Annotated in this window: 13 protein-coding genes; 9 read left to right on the top strand and 4 right to left on the bottom strand. The window is 58.5% G+C overall.

Features of this window, described 5'->3' with window-relative positions; all coding sequences use genetic code 11:
- Positions 1 to 439 precede the first annotated feature (439 nt).
- The 3 genes from ACE3NW_RS06945 to ACE3NW_RS06935 are packed head-to-tail and all read left to right on the top strand — an operon-like array spanning position 440 to position 2,523.
- Complete coding sequence (locus ACE3NW_RS06945; protein ID WP_291333766.1) at positions 440 to 1,081, top strand: redox-sensing transcriptional repressor Rex; 642 nt, start codon at positions 440 to 442, stop codon at positions 1,079 to 1,081.
- Positions 1,023 to 1,886 carry an adenosylcobinamide-GDP ribazoletransferase gene (locus ACE3NW_RS06940; RefSeq protein ID WP_374281783.1) on the top strand — a complete coding sequence of 288 codons (864 nt, stop codon included), beginning with the start codon at positions 1,023 to 1,025 and terminating at the stop codon, positions 1,884 to 1,886. The genes ACE3NW_RS06945 and ACE3NW_RS06940 overlap by 59 nt, the downstream gene beginning before the upstream one ends.
- 58 nt (positions 1,887 to 1,944) lie before the next feature.
- Positions 1,945 to 2,523, top strand: a complete 579-nt coding sequence (locus tag ACE3NW_RS06935; protein WP_374281781.1) for a nitroreductase family protein — start codon at positions 1,945 to 1,947, stop codon at positions 2,521 to 2,523.
- A 74-nt stretch (positions 2,524 to 2,597) separates the two neighbouring features.
- On the opposite strand, the gene ACE3NW_RS06930 is transcribed toward ACE3NW_RS06935, so the two are convergent.
- The 3 genes from ACE3NW_RS06930 to ACE3NW_RS06920 form a co-directional block, all read right to left on the bottom strand.
- Positions 2,598 to 3,821, bottom strand: a complete 1,224-nt coding sequence (locus ACE3NW_RS06930; protein ID WP_374281779.1) for a glycosyltransferase family 2 protein — start codon at positions 3,819 to 3,821, stop codon at positions 2,598 to 2,600.
- Positions 3,811 to 5,484 carry a cobyrinate a,c-diamide synthase gene (locus ACE3NW_RS06925; protein ID WP_374281777.1) on the bottom strand — a complete coding sequence of 558 codons (1,674 nt, stop codon included), beginning with the start codon at positions 5,482 to 5,484 and terminating at the stop codon, positions 3,811 to 3,813. Before ACE3NW_RS06925 ends, ACE3NW_RS06930 begins: the two co-directional genes overlap by 11 nt.
- A 135-nt stretch (positions 5,485 to 5,619) precedes the next feature.
- Positions 5,620 to 6,897, bottom strand: coding sequence for an IMP cyclohydrolase (locus ACE3NW_RS06920; protein WP_374281775.1), 1,278 nt, complete (start codon positions 6,895 to 6,897; stop codon positions 5,620 to 5,622).
- 494 nt (positions 6,898 to 7,391) lie between these two features.
- Between ACE3NW_RS06920 and ACE3NW_RS06915 the strand changes: the two genes are divergently transcribed.
- The 4 genes from ACE3NW_RS06915 to ACE3NW_RS06900 all read left to right on the top strand — a co-directional run bounded on the left by ACE3NW_RS06915 (position 7,392) and on the right by ACE3NW_RS06900 (position 13,142).
- Positions 7,392 to 7,754 (top strand): hypothetical protein, encoded by a 363-nt coding sequence (locus ACE3NW_RS06915; protein WP_374281773.1) that lies wholly within the window; start codon positions 7,392 to 7,394, stop codon positions 7,752 to 7,754.
- A gap of 203 nt (positions 7,755 to 7,957) precedes the next feature.
- Positions 7,958 to 9,235, top strand: a complete 1,278-nt coding sequence (locus ACE3NW_RS06910) for an adenylosuccinate synthase (protein ID WP_374281771.1) — start codon at positions 7,958 to 7,960, stop codon at positions 9,233 to 9,235.
- An 18-nt stretch (positions 9,236 to 9,253) separates the two neighbouring features.
- Positions 9,254 to 10,153 carry a DNA polymerase III subunit delta' gene (locus ACE3NW_RS06905; protein WP_374281769.1) on the top strand — a complete coding sequence of 300 codons (900 nt, stop codon included), beginning with the start codon at positions 9,254 to 9,256 and terminating at the stop codon, positions 10,151 to 10,153.
- A 37-nt stretch (positions 10,154 to 10,190) separates the two neighbouring features.
- Positions 10,191 to 13,142, top strand: a complete 2,952-nt coding sequence (locus tag ACE3NW_RS06900; protein WP_374281767.1) for a diguanylate cyclase domain-containing protein — start codon at positions 10,191 to 10,193, stop codon at positions 13,140 to 13,142.
- A gap of 460 nt (positions 13,143 to 13,602) precedes the next feature.
- Here ACE3NW_RS06900 and ACE3NW_RS06895 read toward each other — a convergent pair whose 3' ends face one another.
- Positions 13,603 to 14,094 (bottom strand): hypothetical protein, encoded by a 492-nt coding sequence (locus tag ACE3NW_RS06895; protein ID WP_374281765.1) that lies wholly within the window; start codon positions 14,092 to 14,094, stop codon positions 13,603 to 13,605.
- Positions 14,095 to 14,343: 249 nt separating this feature from the next.
- On the opposite strand from ACE3NW_RS06895, the gene ACE3NW_RS06890 reads away from it, so the two are divergent.
- On the top strand, positions 14,344 to 14,787 hold the full coding sequence (locus ACE3NW_RS06890) for a DMT family transporter (RefSeq protein WP_374281763.1): 444 nt from the start codon (positions 14,344 to 14,346) through the stop codon (positions 14,785 to 14,787).
- Between the two features lie 105 nt (positions 14,788 to 14,892).
- Entirely contained in the window at positions 14,893 to 16,257 is a 1,365-nt protein-coding gene (gene asnS, locus ACE3NW_RS06885; protein ID WP_374281761.1) for an asparagine--tRNA ligase, read from the top strand.
- Positions 16,258 to 16,445: the final 188 nt, after the last annotated feature.

Below are 16,445 nucleotides of genomic sequence, written 5' to 3'. Positions count from 1 at the left end.
AGTGGGCAGTTTTCCGGATGGTCACGCTGCCCTGATGTTGGTGGCTGCCCGCCTGCGCTATATGGCAGGCCAAAAGTGGGGTACGCAACGGTATATGAACATGAACCAAGAGATATCGGTTTAAAACTAGGGCATTCGATGCCAGGTACATTCCAGGCTTCATCGATTGGCTGCTACAAAATGTGCGAAAAATTCTGGACACTACCAATTAAATTTATAAAAAGATGTCGGCATAAATCTGCGCATAACAGGCAAATGTGGCACATTGAACGCAGCGGGCACACCGCACTTTTGTCCCTTGTTTGTTAAAAATTTTGTGGTGTTGCGCGTTAAAAGCATGACAAATTCACAAGGCTTGCGCCTGCGTGTATTTCTGCTATAAAATCAATTTCACAAGGCTTGTAACAATCGACACGCTGCGCATCCCAGAAGGTACATCATGGTTAACCCACCCAAGAGCAAACACATCCCCAGGGCGACAATTCAGCGCCTTGCAACCTATGTTCAGGTGCTTGAAAACTTTTCTCGTGACAATGTCGAGGTCATCTCCTCGAATCCACTTGCCGAGGCTTGCGGCGTCAACGGTTCACAGGTGCGTAAGGACCTGGCCTACTTTGGCGAATTCGGCATTCGTGGCGTTGGCTATCATGTGAAGTCTCTCATTGCCGCCATTACCTCTTCGCTCGGTGTTGACCGCGAATGGCGTATGGCCCTCATCGGTGTTGGCAACCTTGGCAAGGCCATACTCAACCACGGAGAATTTCGCTCGCGCGGGTTCAACATTGTAGGCATTTTTGACTGTGACCCTTTCAAGATTGGCGAAATAGTACACGGCCTTGAAGTACACTGTACGCGTGACCTCAAGGATATGGTGACCGACCTCAACATTGAAATAGGCATCATCACCACGCCGCCGGAAAGAGCCCAGCGCGCAGCCCAGCACCTCATGGATGCGGGCATTACCTCAATTCTCAACTTTGCCCCTTCGCGCATCAAGGTACCAGACAGAATCAACGTTGAGTATGTGGACTTTTTCCACCATCTGTACGCTCTGGCTTTCAACCACCCGCAAACCCGTTAAGCCCGTGTCCATAATTACAGTTGCCACGTGGCCAGGGCGCTTTCACGATGCCCTGGCTTTTCTTACCCGGCTTGTTCCCCCGCGTCAGGGCTGCACGTCAGCCTCACTTACAGCTGCCATGCCTTTTTTTGCACCTGTGGGCCTTGTTGTGGGCGCACTGTGTACTGTGCTGGCAGTTGCAACAATGTGGGCATTCGAAAAGCCGGAACTTGGTTTTGCCGGGCAGTGTCTAGCAGGTGCTATAGCGGCATGGGTATGGATACTGTGCGAAATCTGGTCTACCAGAGGCTTGCACTGGGACGGCTTGTCAGATCTGGGGGATGCTACAGGCAGCGGCGCGATAGACGAGAAATTCTGGAAAATTTTGCGTGACAGCAGGCTGGGCGCTTTTGGGGCCCTGCATTTACTGGCAGCTTTCAGCGGTTTGTGGGTCAGCCTTACGGGACATCTGGCACAGGGGCAGTGGGTTGCCCTGGTGCTTGCGCCAGCCTGGGGCCGCGCAGCATGCATCTGGCTGGCAGCATACAGCGTTCCGTATGAGCAGCGTTCTCTGGGCGGCCTGGCATGTGCTGGCTCAACGCCGCAACTGGCGCGTTGGCAAATTTTGCTGGCTTGCGGCATGGCGGTGCTGGTATTCGTAACCAGCAGTTGCCCTTTCTGGCGCTTGCCCTTGCTGGCCCTGGGGCAATTTGTACTGATACACAGTTTTATTGACAAAACCCGCCTTCACGGTGGTGTTTCGGGCGATTTTCTTGGTGCGTGCATCCAGTGGAGCCAGTTGTGGTTCCTGCTGATCACGGTGTAAGGTAAGCAGACCTGATGTAATTACGCGGGCTAGGCCCGTTGAAACCAAGGAGTCAGCTATGGATTTCAAAGTTCTGGCAGAAGCTGCGCGTACCTGCCGCCGTTTTCACGAAGACCAGCCGCTTGCCATGACCGATCTTGAATGGCTTGTGGACTGCGCCCGTCTTGCCCCTTCAGCCAAAAATGCGCAGGAACTGCGCTTTGTGCTGGTGGGTAACGGCGAAGCCTGCCAAAAACTGTTTGCCCTTACCCGCTGGGCAGGCGCACTTAAAGACTGGGGCGGCCCGCACCCTGGAGAGCGCCCCACGGCCTTTGTGGCCATACTCATGCCACAATCGGGCAAGGATCTGGCCTGCTTTGATGTGGGCATAGCCGCCCAGACCATTCAGCTTGCAGCTACCAGCCGAGGCTGGGGTTGTTGCATGATCCAGTCATTTGACCATCAGGCCGCGCCCGCGCTGCTCAATGTGCCGGAAGACATGAAGATTGCCCTTGTGCTCGGCCTTGGAGCCGCCAAGGAAACGCGCGTTGTTGCAAACATGCCTGAAAGCGGTGCCACCACCTATTGGCGCGATGCCGAGGGCGTACACCATGTGCCCAAACGCAGCCTTGAGGATCTGATTCTCGCCCGCTACTAGCACGCGCTTATTCCAAAAGTACAAAACGCGGCAGAGTCACTCTGCCGCGTTTTTTTGTTTACCTATCACCTGATTCAGGACGCGTACTGCACGAGCCAGTCGCCCAGCAACTGGGCAAGGGCTGCATCGCCGCACGCATAGGCTGCCCTGCGCGCCTGTTGCACGCGGATTTTAGCCACAGCCCTGTCACGGCCCTCGCGCTCTGCTTCCAGATCAACAAGCAGTTCTTCCGAAAGATTAACATTCCTGGCGAGTTGCAACAGCTGTCCGTACACCTTGGGTGACGGCATGATGCGCAGGCAACGGTTCAGAGAATCCATGGCCGCCGATAGATCTCCTTCGGCTTCATAATGCGCTGCCAGCAGCAGCCATCCGTCTAACCACAGCGGCTCCCTGTGCAGCATGGCCTGGCAGGCCGCGCGGTCAAAAGCCGCACTGCCAAATTCCTCGTTGAGCCGCTTCTGGCGGTCATCTGGCAGTTCCACCCAGGTTGCGAGCGAGGGCCCGATGTGCAGGCGGTATCCGTCAAGGCTGACAAGTATGTGCTCGTCTGGCCGCAGGGCCCCGCCAATGCGCTGCATGAGCACGGCGCTGTTTTCCACGTCATGGGCAAAGCGGCCCGGCGTGCAACTGGTATGGTGGCAGATCACGCTGCGGGCATCTACCCGCAGTTTGAAGCCCCGCGCACGCAGGGTAAAGCAGAGGTCGATGTCTTCAAAGCCGTTGCGGTAGGCCTCGTGAAAAGCCCCGCAGGCTTCAAAATCCACCTTTCGCAGCATGATGGCCGCGCCTGTAATGGCCTGGAGGGGATGATTTTTGCGCGCTGCGGCAAAGGTTCCGGGCAGGTGCTCGTAGAGATGCCCCACAGTGTTGAAGGGCGTCACATAGATGCCGCAGTGCTGCACGGTTCCGTCTGGGTACAGCAGCAGCGGGCCCACGGCCCCCAGCCGGGGATCGGCCATGGCCTCGCGCAGCGGGGGCAGCCAGTGTGGGGAAAGCGTTGTGTCGTTGTTCAAAAAGAACAACAAATCTCCATCTGCCGCCTGGGCTCCGGCGTTGCAGCCCCTGGCGAAACCCACATTTTCCGGCATGCGAACGGCCTTGAACGAAGCCCCAAAAAGCGACTCGCCCAAGGGCGCAAGATCTGTGGCCGTGGCATCGGTAGAATGGTTGTCCACAACCACAACCTGCATATTTTCGCCAGCAGAATGCTCGGCCAGCGAGCGCAGGCAGGCCTCTGTCATTTCCCATAGATTCCAGACAGGAATGACAACCGAAACGCAGCCTTTATCGTGCATTGCTGATTCCTCCTGTCGTTGCGCCCACGGCAAAGCCCCTGGCCGCTGCCACAAAATTGGTGGCCCAGCAAGGAATGGCCGGAGCGAAAATGTGCGTGTACGAGGCCCACACGTTCTGCCGCATCAGGCCATCAATGTTTTGATTCTGGATTCCTGCGCTGCCAACCACACTGCCGCCCACACCGCCGCATGCAATGGCCTGCTCCGCGTCAGGGCCCATGCCCTGCCCTTTGCGCAGACGCATGCCGTGCGCAGGCGCGGGCCCTTGCCAGCAGCAGCGCGAGTAATGAAACTCGTGCCCCAGAATTTCCATGCCCTGCGGAAAAAATGGATTGGCTGCGGTTACGGTTCCGCGCACGTACCCCAGCCCCTGCGGTTTGGCGCAAAACTGCGCAACAACGGGGAAGATGCCGCTCATGGGCCACAGCCTGCCATCACGTTCAATACCTTGGGAGAGCAGCATAAAGCCGCCGCACTCCGCATAGATGGGCAGCCCGGCTTCGGCCCAGGCCGCCAGATCGCGCAAATGCGGCGAGGCGCTGAGAGCTGCGGCGCAGTCTTCGGGAAAACCACCGCCAAGATACAGGCCGTCGATCTCGCCGCACGCCGTTGTTGCCGTAGTGCCGCGTGGCACGGGCCATTGGCCTGCCTGCGGGCCCACAATCTCAAGCCGCACCAGTTCCGCGCCTGCGCGTTCCAGGGCTTCAAGATTTTCCTCATAATAAAACCACAGGGCACTGTCGCGCACATAGGCAATGCGGGGGCGCTGCGCGGTGGCATCTGGAACAGCCGGGCAGACAGCTTGTGGTGCAACAGCCGCAGACCAGAACTGTTCTGCGGCTTCTGCAGCAGTGCCCGGCCTTGGGCTTGGCACTTCTGACTCCACAGCGCGGGCTGCGGCCATCACATGCTCAAGATCGACGTGCCCGGCCACAAACGTTGCCAGCGTTTCAAGCACAGCGCGGGCCTGCGGCGAAAGCGCGTCCCCGCACGAGGCAATGCCCATATGCCTTTCAGGCAGGGGATTTTCCTTGAGGCGGGGCAGCGCACCCAGCACGCGCACATCGGTGTATTCTTCGATAACCTTGCGCAGCAGGCCTTCGTGCCGGGCAGTGCCCACCTGATTCAGCACCACGCCCGCAAACTGCAAACCGGGCTCAAAGGTGGTCATGCCCCGCACCAGCGCTGCGGTGGTGCGCGTCATCTTGGTGCAGTTGACGCTGAGAATGATGGGGCATGCCAGCGTACGCGCAAGCTCAGCGGTGGAGCACGACCCCGCCACATCCATGCCGTCAAAGAGGCCCCGGTTGCCCTCGATCAGCCCAAGCACCTCGCAGCTGCCGTTCTGGGCCTGCGTCTTGTACATGGCGTGTTCAAAAAGGGCCTTAAGCTGATGGGGCGCCAGCATGTAAGGATCAAGATTGGTGGCGGGCCTGCCTGCGGCCATGGACAACCAGGCAGCGTCGATATAGTCCGGCCCTTTTTTGAAAGCCTTGACCGTATGCCCCTGCGCGGCCAGCGCATGGGTAAGCCCCAGCGAAAGCAGGGTTTTACCGCCGCCGCCCGAAAGGGCAGATACGCACAGCCGGGGCATGCGCAAGCCCTGGGCTGAAACAGAAGCGGATGCGTCACACAATGAGGAAGGCGTGGAGGATTGCTGCATGCGGCGGCCCTGTAAAAGTTACGGCAAAAATCAAGGGTAACAAAAGCCGTGCGGCCCGGCGCGGAAACACAGAAAAAATCTGCGTAGACCAAGCCGGGCCGCGCGCCTGACAAATTCAGGGGCAATATGCCACTGCTAATGCTTGAAGGAACGCTGCCCCGTAAACACCATGGCAACCTGGGGCTTGGCCTCGTTGCAGGCCATGATCACTTCCGCATCACGCATGGAGCCGCCGGGCTGGGCAATGGCCGCAACGCCCTGGGCAACAGCCACATCAACGCCGTCGCGGAAGGGGAAAAAGCCGTCAGATACCAGGGCCGACCCGGCCAGACCGCCGTGCGAGGCTTCGGTGCGGCTTTCGATGTCAGCCAGCTTTGCGGCCATATCCGCATCGGTTGCGGCCTTTTCCTTGAGTTCATAAAGCGACAGGCCCAGTTCGCGGAAGGCCAGCGTGTCTGCATACTTGGTGTGGGCCTTGTGAATGGCCAGCTCCACGCAGCCCACGCGGTCCTGCTCGCCCGTGCCAATGGCAAGGGTGGCTCCGTCGCGCACGAAGATCACGGAATTGGAGGTCACACCGGCTTCAACGGCCCAGGCAAAGCGCAGGTCGTCCAGCTCCTGCTTGCTGGGTGCGCGGGCAGCCACAGAAAGGCCGTCCTTGGTGGTGGTAGCGGCAGGCAGAAAATCGCCAGCCTCAAGAATACGGTTCACAAAAGATTTCTGCACGATGATACCGCCGTCAGCCAGGCTCTTGATGTCAAGAAAGGCCGAACTGGTCAGTTCCTCAAGCCGCCCAAGGCCGGGCAGTTCCATGATGCGCAGGTTTTTGCGGCCCTTGAGAATTTCCACCACGCCTTCTTCAAAGGCGGGCGCGGCCACCACTTCAAAATAGTTGGCGGCAACAATCTCCGCAGCTTCTCGGGTAAAGGGGCGGTTGACCACCACTGCCCCGCCAAAGGCGGCGATGCGGTCGCACCAGAAGGCCTTTTCAAGCGCTACGGCCACGCCCTCGTTGCTCCAGGCAGCGCCGCTGGGGTTGTTGTGCTTCAGAATCACCGCAGCGGGGCGCTCGGTGAGGTACTGCAATATGTTGGCGCCGTTGTCCACGTCGGTGAGGTTGGTCTTGCCGGGATGCTTGCCAGCCTGAATCATCTGGCTTTCGGTGAGCGCCGAAACAATGCCGTTGCCGGGGCCGCGCCAGCTCAGACCGCCGCAGGAAATGGAGCCTTCCTTAAGGGCGTAGAGGGCCGCAGGCTGATCGGGGTTTTCACCGTAGCGCAGGCCTTTTTCCTCGTTGTCCAGCGTCCAGGTGCGCTTTTGGTACACGAGTTTTTCATCGCCCAGAATGATGGTCATGGTGTCAGGGAAAGCGTCCTTGTGGACGGTGCTGTACATGGACTTGAGATCCGACATGCTTGCCTCCAGATGTTCGCCGGTCGAGTGAGGCAATACCCTAGCACAAAACCTGTCAAACAACCAGCCCCGATTCGCTGCGGTCAGCGGCAGCAGCGGCTTTGAGCACCGGGATTACTGCCCGCGACAGCCGAAGCCTGACGCTGCATGGCGGCAAACACGCCCGAACAAAAAAGAAAGGGCCGGAGCTCGTTTGCTGTCAGGCAAGGAAGGCGCGCGGCGGGCAAGGGGAGTGTACTCTTATGGTACTCGACCCGCGACAGCCCAAGCCTGAGGCTGCATGGCGGCAAACACGCCCGAACAAAAAAGAAAGGGCCGGAGCTCGTTTGCTGTCAGGCAAGGAAGGCGCGCGGCGGGCAAGGGGAGTGTACTCTTATGGTACTCGACCCGCGACAGCCCAAGCCTGACGACGTATGGCGGCAAACACGCCCGGCCCTTGCGCGTTGACGAAATTTCATGCGCACACTACAGTACCTTGTTACATGGGAGGTAATATGGAAAAGCTGCTTGTCAGGCTGGCGCAACAACTGGACGCCATTGACGAAGCCTCGCTTATGTCGTTGTGGAGCAAGTATGCTACTACGGCCAGCCGCTTTGAGCCCACAAAAAGGTGGGAAGAAGCCACGCTGATTTTTTCGCTTATTCAGGCCAAACGCTGGAAAAACCAGCTTTTTAACTACCATTGGTCCAAGCAGGCGCAGCCGCTGGGCAAGAGGCCTGAGGGGGCGGCTAATCCCATGCCGGAATTTGAACTGGAAGCCCCGGAAGAAGTACCTGTCAGTAAATGCAGAGTATTGGAGTTCAAGCCTTCCAGGCTGGACGGGCAGGAACCGGTTGACCCCAAACCTGAAAACTGACGTTCATACGCGCCAGATGGCTCTGGTCGGCCATTTGACTTGAATTTGCATACGGGATAGGTACTATCAAAGGCTTTGCGTCCCGCTTTCGTAGCAGTGGGGCCGTAGGGTAAACATCCCTTCGGTCGTTCTGTCGCGTCCGGCGCAGAAACGCAGCCCACATCACCCGCCGTCGTGCGGCGGTATTGCAGGCAGGTAACACCATGGCGAATACGGTCATCATCGGAGCCCAGTGGGGCGACGAGGGCAAGGGCAAGATTGTAGACATGCTGAGCGCCCAAAGCCGCGTTATTGTTCGCTTTCAGGGCGGCAACAACGCTGGGCACACCATCAAGGTTCAGGGCGAAGAAACCATTCTTCACCTCATTCCCTCCGGCATTCTGCACGAAAACAAAATCTGCCTCATCGGCAACGGTGTTGTGCTCGACCCGCATGTGTTTCTTGAAGAAGTGGACCACCTTGCCGCCAGGGGCATCGATGTTTCGCCCGCCCGCCTTGGCATCAGCAAGAAAACCCACCTCATCATGCCCTACCACAAAAGCCTTGATCAGGCCCGCGAAGCCAAACGCGCTGGCCACAAGATAGGCACCACGGGCCGTGGCATCGGCCCCTGCTACGAAGACAAGGCCGCCCGCGTGGGCCTGCGTGCCGGCGATCTGGCCGACCCCGATCTGGTGCGCGCCAAGGTTGCCCACGCCTTGCAGGAAAAAAATGTTCTGCTGCGCGACCTGTACAAATTTGACACGCTCGACGAAGCCGCCGTATGCGAAGATCTGCTGGCCCTTGCGCCGCGCCTCGTGCCCTACCTCACCGAGGTGGAAGAGCGCCTTCAAGAAGCACAGGCTGAAAACGGCGATATCCTTTTTGAAGGTGCTCAGGGCATCCATCTGGATATCGACCACGGCACGTACCCCTTTGTCACCTCGTCCAACACGGTGGCGGGCAACGCGGCGGCTGGCTGCGGCATCGCGCCCTCGGCCCTCAACCGCATTGTGGGCATTGTCAAGGCCTACACCACCCGCGTGGGTTCCGGCCCCTTCCCCACCGAGCTGCTGGACGACACGGGCAGCTACCTGCGCACCCAGGGCCACGAATTTGGCGCCACAACGGGCCGCCCCCGCCGCTGCGGCTGGCTTGATGCCGTGGTGCTGCGCGAAAGCGTGCGCCTCAACGGGCTTACCGACATTGCCCTTACCAAGCTTGATGTGTTGCAAAACCTGCCCGTGCTGAAAATCTGCGTGGCCTACGAATACAAGGGCAAGCGCCTGAGCTATCTGCCGCAGGAAGAATGCTCGCTTGGCACCGTAACCCCCATTTACGAAGAAATGCCCGGCTTTGAAGAAGACATTACCCAGTGCGCAACCTATGAAGAACTGCCCGCCACCGTGCGTGCCTACATTGCGCGCATTGAAGAACTGACAGGCGTTAAGGTTTCGCTGGTCTCGGTGGGCGCAGACCGCCGCCAGACCATAGTGCGATAGGGGGCATACCCGCAGGCCATGAACACCCTGCTGCCCGCCATAGCACACGCAGCATTTGACCGGCTGAAGGCCGTGCTCAACAATCTGGGCACGGCCCCGCCGCAAGTGCTGCTGCTTGAGGGCGGCAGCGAGGCCCAGCGCATGGACACTGCGCGTTACTGGGCCGCGCGCATCAACTGTCCCACCGCTGGAACAACAGGCGCACCCTGCCTTTCGTGCCCCTCGTGCCACCAGATAGCAGCAGGCGAACACCTTGACCTTGCCGCCTACGATGGCCGCATAAGCAACCGCGAAGACGAAGAAAACCCAGGGATTATCCGTGCGTTCAACATGGAGCGCGTGCGCGAGCTCAAGGTTCGCCTACGCGACGCGCCACACGGGCAGGGCCGCAGGGTAGTCTTGCTCATGGGACTCAGCCTCACCCGCGACGAAGCTTCCAACGCCCTGCTCAAGGCGCTGGAAGAACCCTCAAATACCACAGTTTTTGTGCTGCTTGCCCCGCAACGCGAGCAACTCTTGCCCACTCTTGTATCCCGCTCTTTCTGCCTCACCTTGCCCTGGCCCGACTGCCACGCAGACGATCCCGAAATGCATCCATGGGAAGACGCACTTGCGCAATTTCTCGTTCAGGGGCAAGGTTTTTTGGACAAAGTCGCGGGCAAGGGCGCCATTGACGCCGGGGGGGCCACCCGCCTGCTGCTCTGCTGCCAGAAAGCCATGAGCAGAATCATCTCTGGCAGGCACGACCCGGCACGCCCCCTGGACGCTGCCCTGACTGCCCTGCACGGTAAAAGCCGCGCAATGGCCTGCCAGTGGTTTGCCGAGGCTCAGGAGGCCCTTAACTACGGGGTCAATCCGGCTAGAGTGCTGGAAGCATTGTCCACGCGCCTTTTCACCCTGCGACGCATGGCGGGTTAAACAAAACAGGCGTTTACGCGCCACAAGGCTTGGTCATATGGCGAACAGGCACTTTTTTACCATTGCAGCTCTGATCTGCTCTGCGCTGTTGTGCCTGTTCCACATCGATGCCCAGCCTGCAATGGCAGCGCAGCAACGCACAGTGCGCGTGGGCCTGCCCCCCATCGGGCAATTCTCCCGGCTGGAAAATGGCAAAACCGTGGGATACATCCCAGACCAGCTGGAGCAACTCACCCGTTACACCGGCTGGGATGTGTCGTGCGTTATTCTGAAAGACTGGAATGCGTGCCTCAATGCCCTGGAAGCTGGCGAGATAGATATTGCCACACCTGCCCGCTATTCGGCAGAACGCGCCCACCGCTATCTGTACTGCGCCTACTCCGCCGGAACTTCGTACACGGCCATTCTCGCGCCCAAAGACTCACAGATCATATACGATGACCTTGAATCCATTGCCAAATTAAAAATTGGGTCACTGGCAAACCCCATATGGCGCAGCGATTTTACCACCTTCCTGCAGCAGCGCGGTGCGGCCACGCCCACCATTGTGGAATACCCAAGCCGCGAAGCCATGCGCGAGGCCATGCGCAGCGGCGAGGTGGATGCCATTTTGGAAAGCGTACAGTCGCTGCTGAGCAACGAAAAAATTCTCGCTAAGTGCAAACTTACGCCATATTTTTACATTACACTGCCCAAGAACACCCAACTCATGCAAGAGCTTGAGCTGGCCATGGTGCAGCTCAAGATGGAACAACCCGATCTGGAGTACCGGCTGGGGCGGCAGTACCTGCCGCGCATCTTCCAGACACCCCTCACACGCACAGAACTTGCCTACATTGCCCAGCGGCCTCCCCTGCGCGTGGGCTACGACCCGGACCGCAAGCCCTATTCGTGGCAAGATCCAACCACCGGCACTGCCAGGGGTATTTTGCCCGATATTCTGCGCGACGCCGCCATTCGCAGCGGCCTGCAATTTACCTTTGAACCCCACGCTGCTTCATCAGAGCGCTTTGCAGAAGTTTTTGCAAAAAGCGGGCTCGACATGCTACTGGGGGCATTTCCCACAACAGCCCTGCAACTGTGCAAGAGCTTTCGCCTTACCGCCCCGCTGACCCGCGCCAATCTCAACCTGTATTCCAAGCCGGATGCCAAGCTAACGCAAACATCAGCCTTTGTACTGGCTGTTCCGGCAACCCTGCACAAGGTATCCCAATACGCAGCCAGCGCATTTCCGCAGGCCACCATACGCCTGTTTTCCAGCGAAGAAGCCTGCCTGACCGCTGTGGGAAGGCGCGAGGCCGACGCCGTGCTTGGCAGCTCCATGGTTGTCAACAACCTCACCAATTCGCCTCGCTTCAGCGAATTTAACCCGGTTACAAGCTATAGCGACCTTGAAGAAATACGCCTTGCCATCAGGCCTGATCTGCCAAACGTACTTCAGGGAATCCTGAACAATCTGCTCTTGACCATTGATGAGAAAAACCGCACCCAGATCATCTCAAGCAATATAGCTGCCGCAACCATATCTCCCACTCTGGCCGACATACTTTATGAGCACCGCTCACTGCTCATTGTCATTGCCGAGCTGCTGGTTTTTGTATCTGCCCTGGTTGCATACGCCCTGTATATGCGCCGCAAGAGCATCTTCAGTCAGATCGCCAGTGAGCAACGCCTTGCCCACATTGCCGACAATATCAATGGCGGTGTTATCAGCATTTCTTCCCAGCCGCCCCTGCGCATTCTCGATGCCAACAATGGATTTTGGCAATTGTTGGGGTGCGAGGCAGAAAAGCAGCATACCTTCAACTTTATTGATCTTTTGCATGCAGAAGACACCAAAAAGCTGCTGGACAGAATAGCCGAAAGCCACGATGCCTCACGCACCACAACGCTGGAGCTGCGCCTGCGACACAAAAACGGAGTATGGCTGCCCCTGCTGCTGCGCGGAACTTTTTCTGAAAACGCATCGGGCGATGCCTCCATCGACTGCGTTGTGGTGGACATAGCCGAGCAAAAGCGCATGCAGGAAGAACTGGAACAGGAAAAAGAACGCTACCGTATTCTGCTTGAACAATCGCAGGACATCTTTTTTGATGTGGATACGGAAAAACGCCAGTTCCGTTGCTCGCCCAATTTTCTGCTCAAGTTTGGACGCGAGGCCACACCCATTTTTAATGAAAATGGCCGCCCCAGTAACCGACAGATCGTCCACCCCGACGATCTGCCCGCCCTTAACGAGCTCAGGCGGCGCATACGTAGTGGCAAGCCCACGGCCTTTGCCGTCATGCGCATTCCCACTGCCGAGGGGCGCTATATCTGGTGTCGCGTGCAGGCTACCCGCATCAGCAAGCCAGATGCCCCCTTACGGCTGGTGGGCAAAATTGTGGATATCGACGAAGAAGTGCGCAGACGTGCAGAACTGGAGCGCCGCACCCAACGCGACAGCCTTACGGATCTGCTCAACAAGACAGCGTTTCGCGAAAAAATCTGTGCCGCCATGCCTGTCAAGCCGCAGCAGGACAGGACCGATGCGCTGCTGTTTCTTGATCTGGACAACTTCAAGCTCATCAACGACACCTTTGGGCATGTAAAGGGCGATGCTGCCCTGCTGGCGGCCAGCGACGCGCTCAAGCGCATCTTTCGCAATGCCGATGCCGTGGGCCGTTTTGGCGGTGACGAATTTTGCGTCTTTGTGCGGGGCATCACCCGCGAGGCGCTGGAAGAACGGGCAAACGCCCTGCTCCACGAACTGCACACATTTGTGGAGCAGGATGACCAGCGCGTGGAGATCACCACAAGCATTGGCATCTACATGTTTGACGGCACGGAATCCTCGTACGATGTGGCCCTGCACCGCGCAGACAACGCGCAGTACCAGGCCAAACAGGCTGGCAAAAACTGCTACCGCTTTTATGACGACATCCCCGACCCATGGCTGGGCGAAATGGATGAACCCCATTACGTCAGCGAAGACCCCCCTGCAAGGTAGCCCACGGCGGTCCCGCCCCCTCTGATCTGCACCCCTCTGATCTGCACTCCGCTGGCCTCCGCTGGCCTGGTCCGCTGGTCTGGCCGCTGGTCTGGCCCGCTGATTATGTACCACTGCGTGCGCGTGCTGCCTGTGCGAAAATCGTGCGGCACGAACTACCCTGGCAAGGTGCGGCGCATGGCTGTGATCCTGCTGGGCCGCACGAAAGGCCTAGCTGCGTGGGAACAACCCAGACCATGGGCGCGCATGCGCACCACAAATTTGCAAACAAAAAGGGCCTCCCGCCACGTGGGAGACCCTTTTATTTTGCGCCTAAAAAATTCGGCGCGCGGGGTTGAAGGAAGCCTGTTGTTCTCGGCCTTTTGTGCCCGGCGCGCTACAGCACCCGGCAAACCGGCCAGAAAAAATTTGTCCGTCACCACGCCTGTACTATGATAGGCCTGTTTTTACAGTAAATTGGCTATTTCCACAGACTGCTGTACTTGGCTGCAATGCCGTCGGTGCGTTCAACCAGCTTGTCCACCAGGCCTTCAACGTCTTCCACGCTCACCGTGCCAAGATCGCGGGCCAGCAGATAGCCAAGGTAGCCACGGCCCTGCTTGAATACCCAGCACACAGAATATACCGAGCCCACAGCAGGGCGGCCAGCAAATTCGGGCTGCGTGCTAACCATCACATAAAGCTTGGGAATATCTTTTTCTTCATCATCGTTGAGGGTAAACAGGCTGCTCTGGTTAAAGCGCTCCTTCAGCCTGGTGCCTAGGCGCGCGCCGATGCTGTCTGTGCCTTCAAGCGAAACACTTACAGTAGTTACGCGGTCAACGGTTTTTTCTGGCTTGTCCTGCACGGGTTTTCCGGCCTGGGGGCTGGCGGCCTGCGTGGTTGCGGCAAAGGGTACGCCAGTAAGCGCCAAAACGCATATCAGTGTAAAAACGCTAAAAAATTTTTTCATGCCATTCCCTCAATTCCAGAATATGCCCGCTTTTGCTGCCTGGCAGTCGCCAACACCGCGCCTACGGAAAACTGCTTTTTTTTGACCCTGAGCCATTCTATATAATCTTTAGAAAAAGGTGAAGCGGGTATTTGCACGTTCCCAGCTGGGCAAATGGGTGTATACTGCCTGCCCTGCCGAGGGCAGGCCCACGCGTGGCGCCTTTGCCTTTGCGGCAAACCAGTGCAATCACAATTCTAAAGGATTTTTATGAAGCACATTCTTTTACTGATGGCCTTTGGGGCCGGTTGCTGCCTGCCCGTGCAGGCGGGCATCAATACACTGTTGCGCCGCTTTTTGGGCGAACCCATGCAGGCCGCCCTTGTTTCCTTTGCTGTGGGCACACTGGCCTTGTGGCTGTACAGCCTTGCAGCGCGCCACACGTGGCCCCCGCTCTCGCAGCTTTCGGCTGTACCCTGGTGGATGTGGACCGGCGGCGTGCTGGGCGCGATTTTTGTGAGCTGCACCATTTTTCTTGCTCCCCGGCTGGGTGCGGCCACCATGACAGCCGTCATGCTGTCGGGCCAGCTGGTGGCCTCGGTGCTGCTTGACCATTTCGCCCTTGTGGGCTTTCCAGAGCACCCGGTATCGCCTCTGCGGCTGGTGGGCATTGGCCTGCTGTTTGCTGGCGCATGGCTTGTGCGGGTATTTTAGCAGGCGCTGGCTGCATCTGGCCCGCCACAGGCGCGGCGGCATCTTGAGATGTGCCGCAGTAAGGGCTACACTGCCCGCAAATTGTCGCTTTACAAGGAATATACCATGCAAAGAACACTCATAATAGAAGCTCTTGCCGCAACCGGGCCGCAGCCCTCCATCACCATTTGCGGCTGGATACGCACGCGCCGCGATGCCAAGGAATTTTCCTTTGTGGAGGTCAACGACGGCTCCTGCCTCGCCAACGTGCAGTGCATTGTTGACGCGGGCACAACGGCTCACCAGCAGCTTGCCGAGGCCGCCACAGGCGCGGCCATCAGCGTTACCGGCGAGCTTGTGGCCTCACCCGGCAAGGGTCAGCAGTGGGAAATACGCGCCCACAGCGTTACGGTATTTGGCCTTGCTGATCCTGAAACGTTTCCCTTGCAGAAAAAGCGTCATTCCGACGAATTTTTGCGCACCATCGCCCATATGCGCTCGCGCACCAACAAGTACGGTGCGGCCTTCCGCATCCGTTCCGAGGCCGGGCAGGCCGTACACCAGTTCTTTCAGGGCCGCCGTTTTTCGTGGGTACACACACCTGTGCTCACCGGGGCAGACTGCGAGGGCGCGGGCGAAATGTTCCGCGTTACCAGTCTGGAGCCCGGCAACAAGGATCTGGCCGCCGACTTTTTTGGCCGCCAGTGCAACCTCACCGTTTCTGGTCAGCTTGAGGCCGAAGCTCTGGCCATGGGCCTTGGCCGGGTATACACCTTTGGCCCCACCTTCCGCGCCGAAAATTCCAACACCCCGCGCCACGCCGCAGAGTTCTGGATGATCGAGCCGGAAATGGCCTTTGCCGACCTGCAAGACCTTATGGAACTGGGTGAAAGCCTCACCCGGCACGTCATCGAGCACGCGCTTTGCCACTGCGAAGCCGACCTCAAACTTTTTGACAGTTTTGTGGATAAAGGCCTTGTTGACCGCCTCAAGGGCATGGTGGCCGATCCCTTCGCCCGTGTTTCGTACACCGAAGCCGTTGAAATTCTGCAAAAATGCGGGCGCGAATTTGCCTTTCCCGTTTCCTTTGGCACAGATCTGCAAACCGAGCACGAGCGTTACCTGGCCGAAGAGCACTTTAAAAAGCCCGTGGCCGTGTACGATTATCCCAAGGAAATCAAGGCTTTTTACATGCGCCAGAACGAAGACGGCAAAACCGTTGCCGCCATGGACATGCTTGTGCCGCGCATCGGCGAACTCATTGGCGGCTCGCAGCGCGAAGAACGCATGGACCGCCTGACCGCCCGTATTCAGGAAATGGGCCAGAACCCCGAAGACTACTGGTGGTACATGGATCTGCGCCGCTTTGGCACTGCCCCACACGCGGGCTTTGGCCTGGGCTTTGAGCGGCTGCTCATGATGCTGACAGGCATCACCAACATACGCGACGTCATTCCCTTCCCGCGCACGCCCGGCAATCTCGAATTCTAGGCCGCCCGCAGCGCCCCGTTTTGCGGGGGAGGGCCCTTGCGCAAAGGGATTCCCTCCCCCGCCCCCAAGACCTTTCCTTCTGCCGCTGCCACTTCCTGCCGCCCGCTGCCCCTGCTGCGGGCTGCCCGTGTTGTGCCGCCGCACACAAAGGGCACGCAATTTACGCAAAAAAGCCGCAATCAGCGCCC

Source organism: Desulfovibrio sp. (assembly GCF_041907885.1).
In the GTDB taxonomy this organism is placed as follows: Bacteria; Desulfobacterota; Desulfovibrionia; order Desulfovibrionales; family Desulfovibrionaceae; genus Desulfovibrio.
This window is presented reverse-complemented; position numbering and strand designations above follow the sequence as displayed.

Coding starts and splice junctions, on each gene's coding strand:
- ACE3NW_RS06945 (WP_291333766.1), top strand. CDS start 440: ATGGTTAACCCACCCAAGAGCAAACACATCCCCAGGGCGACAATTCAG.
- ACE3NW_RS06940 (WP_374281783.1), top strand. CDS start 1,023: ATGTGGACTTTTTCCACCATCTGTACGCTCTGGCTTTCAACCACCCGC.
- ACE3NW_RS06935 (WP_374281781.1), top strand. CDS start 1,945: ATGGATTTCAAAGTTCTGGCAGAAGCTGCGCGTACCTGCCGCCGTTTT.
- ACE3NW_RS06930 (WP_374281779.1), bottom strand. CDS start 3,821: ATGCACGATAAAGGCTGCGTTTCGGTTGTCATTCCTGTCTGGAATCTA.
- ACE3NW_RS06925 (WP_374281777.1), bottom strand. CDS start 5,484: ATGCAGCAATCCTCCACGCCTTCCTCATTGTGTGACGCATCCGCTTCT.
- ACE3NW_RS06920 (WP_374281775.1), bottom strand. CDS start 6,897: ATGTCGGATCTCAAGTCCATGTACAGCACCGTCCACAAGGACGCTTTC.
- ACE3NW_RS06915 (WP_374281773.1), top strand. CDS start 7,392: ATGGAAAAGCTGCTTGTCAGGCTGGCGCAACAACTGGACGCCATTGAC.
- ACE3NW_RS06910 (WP_374281771.1), top strand. CDS start 7,958: ATGGCGAATACGGTCATCATCGGAGCCCAGTGGGGCGACGAGGGCAAG.
- ACE3NW_RS06905 (WP_374281769.1), top strand. CDS start 9,254: ATGAACACCCTGCTGCCCGCCATAGCACACGCAGCATTTGACCGGCTG.
- ACE3NW_RS06900 (WP_374281767.1), top strand. CDS start 10,191: ATGGCGAACAGGCACTTTTTTACCATTGCAGCTCTGATCTGCTCTGCG.
- ACE3NW_RS06895 (WP_374281765.1), bottom strand. CDS start 14,094: ATGAAAAAATTTTTTAGCGTTTTTACACTGATATGCGTTTTGGCGCTT.
- ACE3NW_RS06890 (WP_374281763.1), top strand. CDS start 14,344: ATGAAGCACATTCTTTTACTGATGGCCTTTGGGGCCGGTTGCTGCCTG.
- asnS (WP_374281761.1), top strand. CDS start 14,893: ATGCAAAGAACACTCATAATAGAAGCTCTTGCCGCAACCGGGCCGCAG.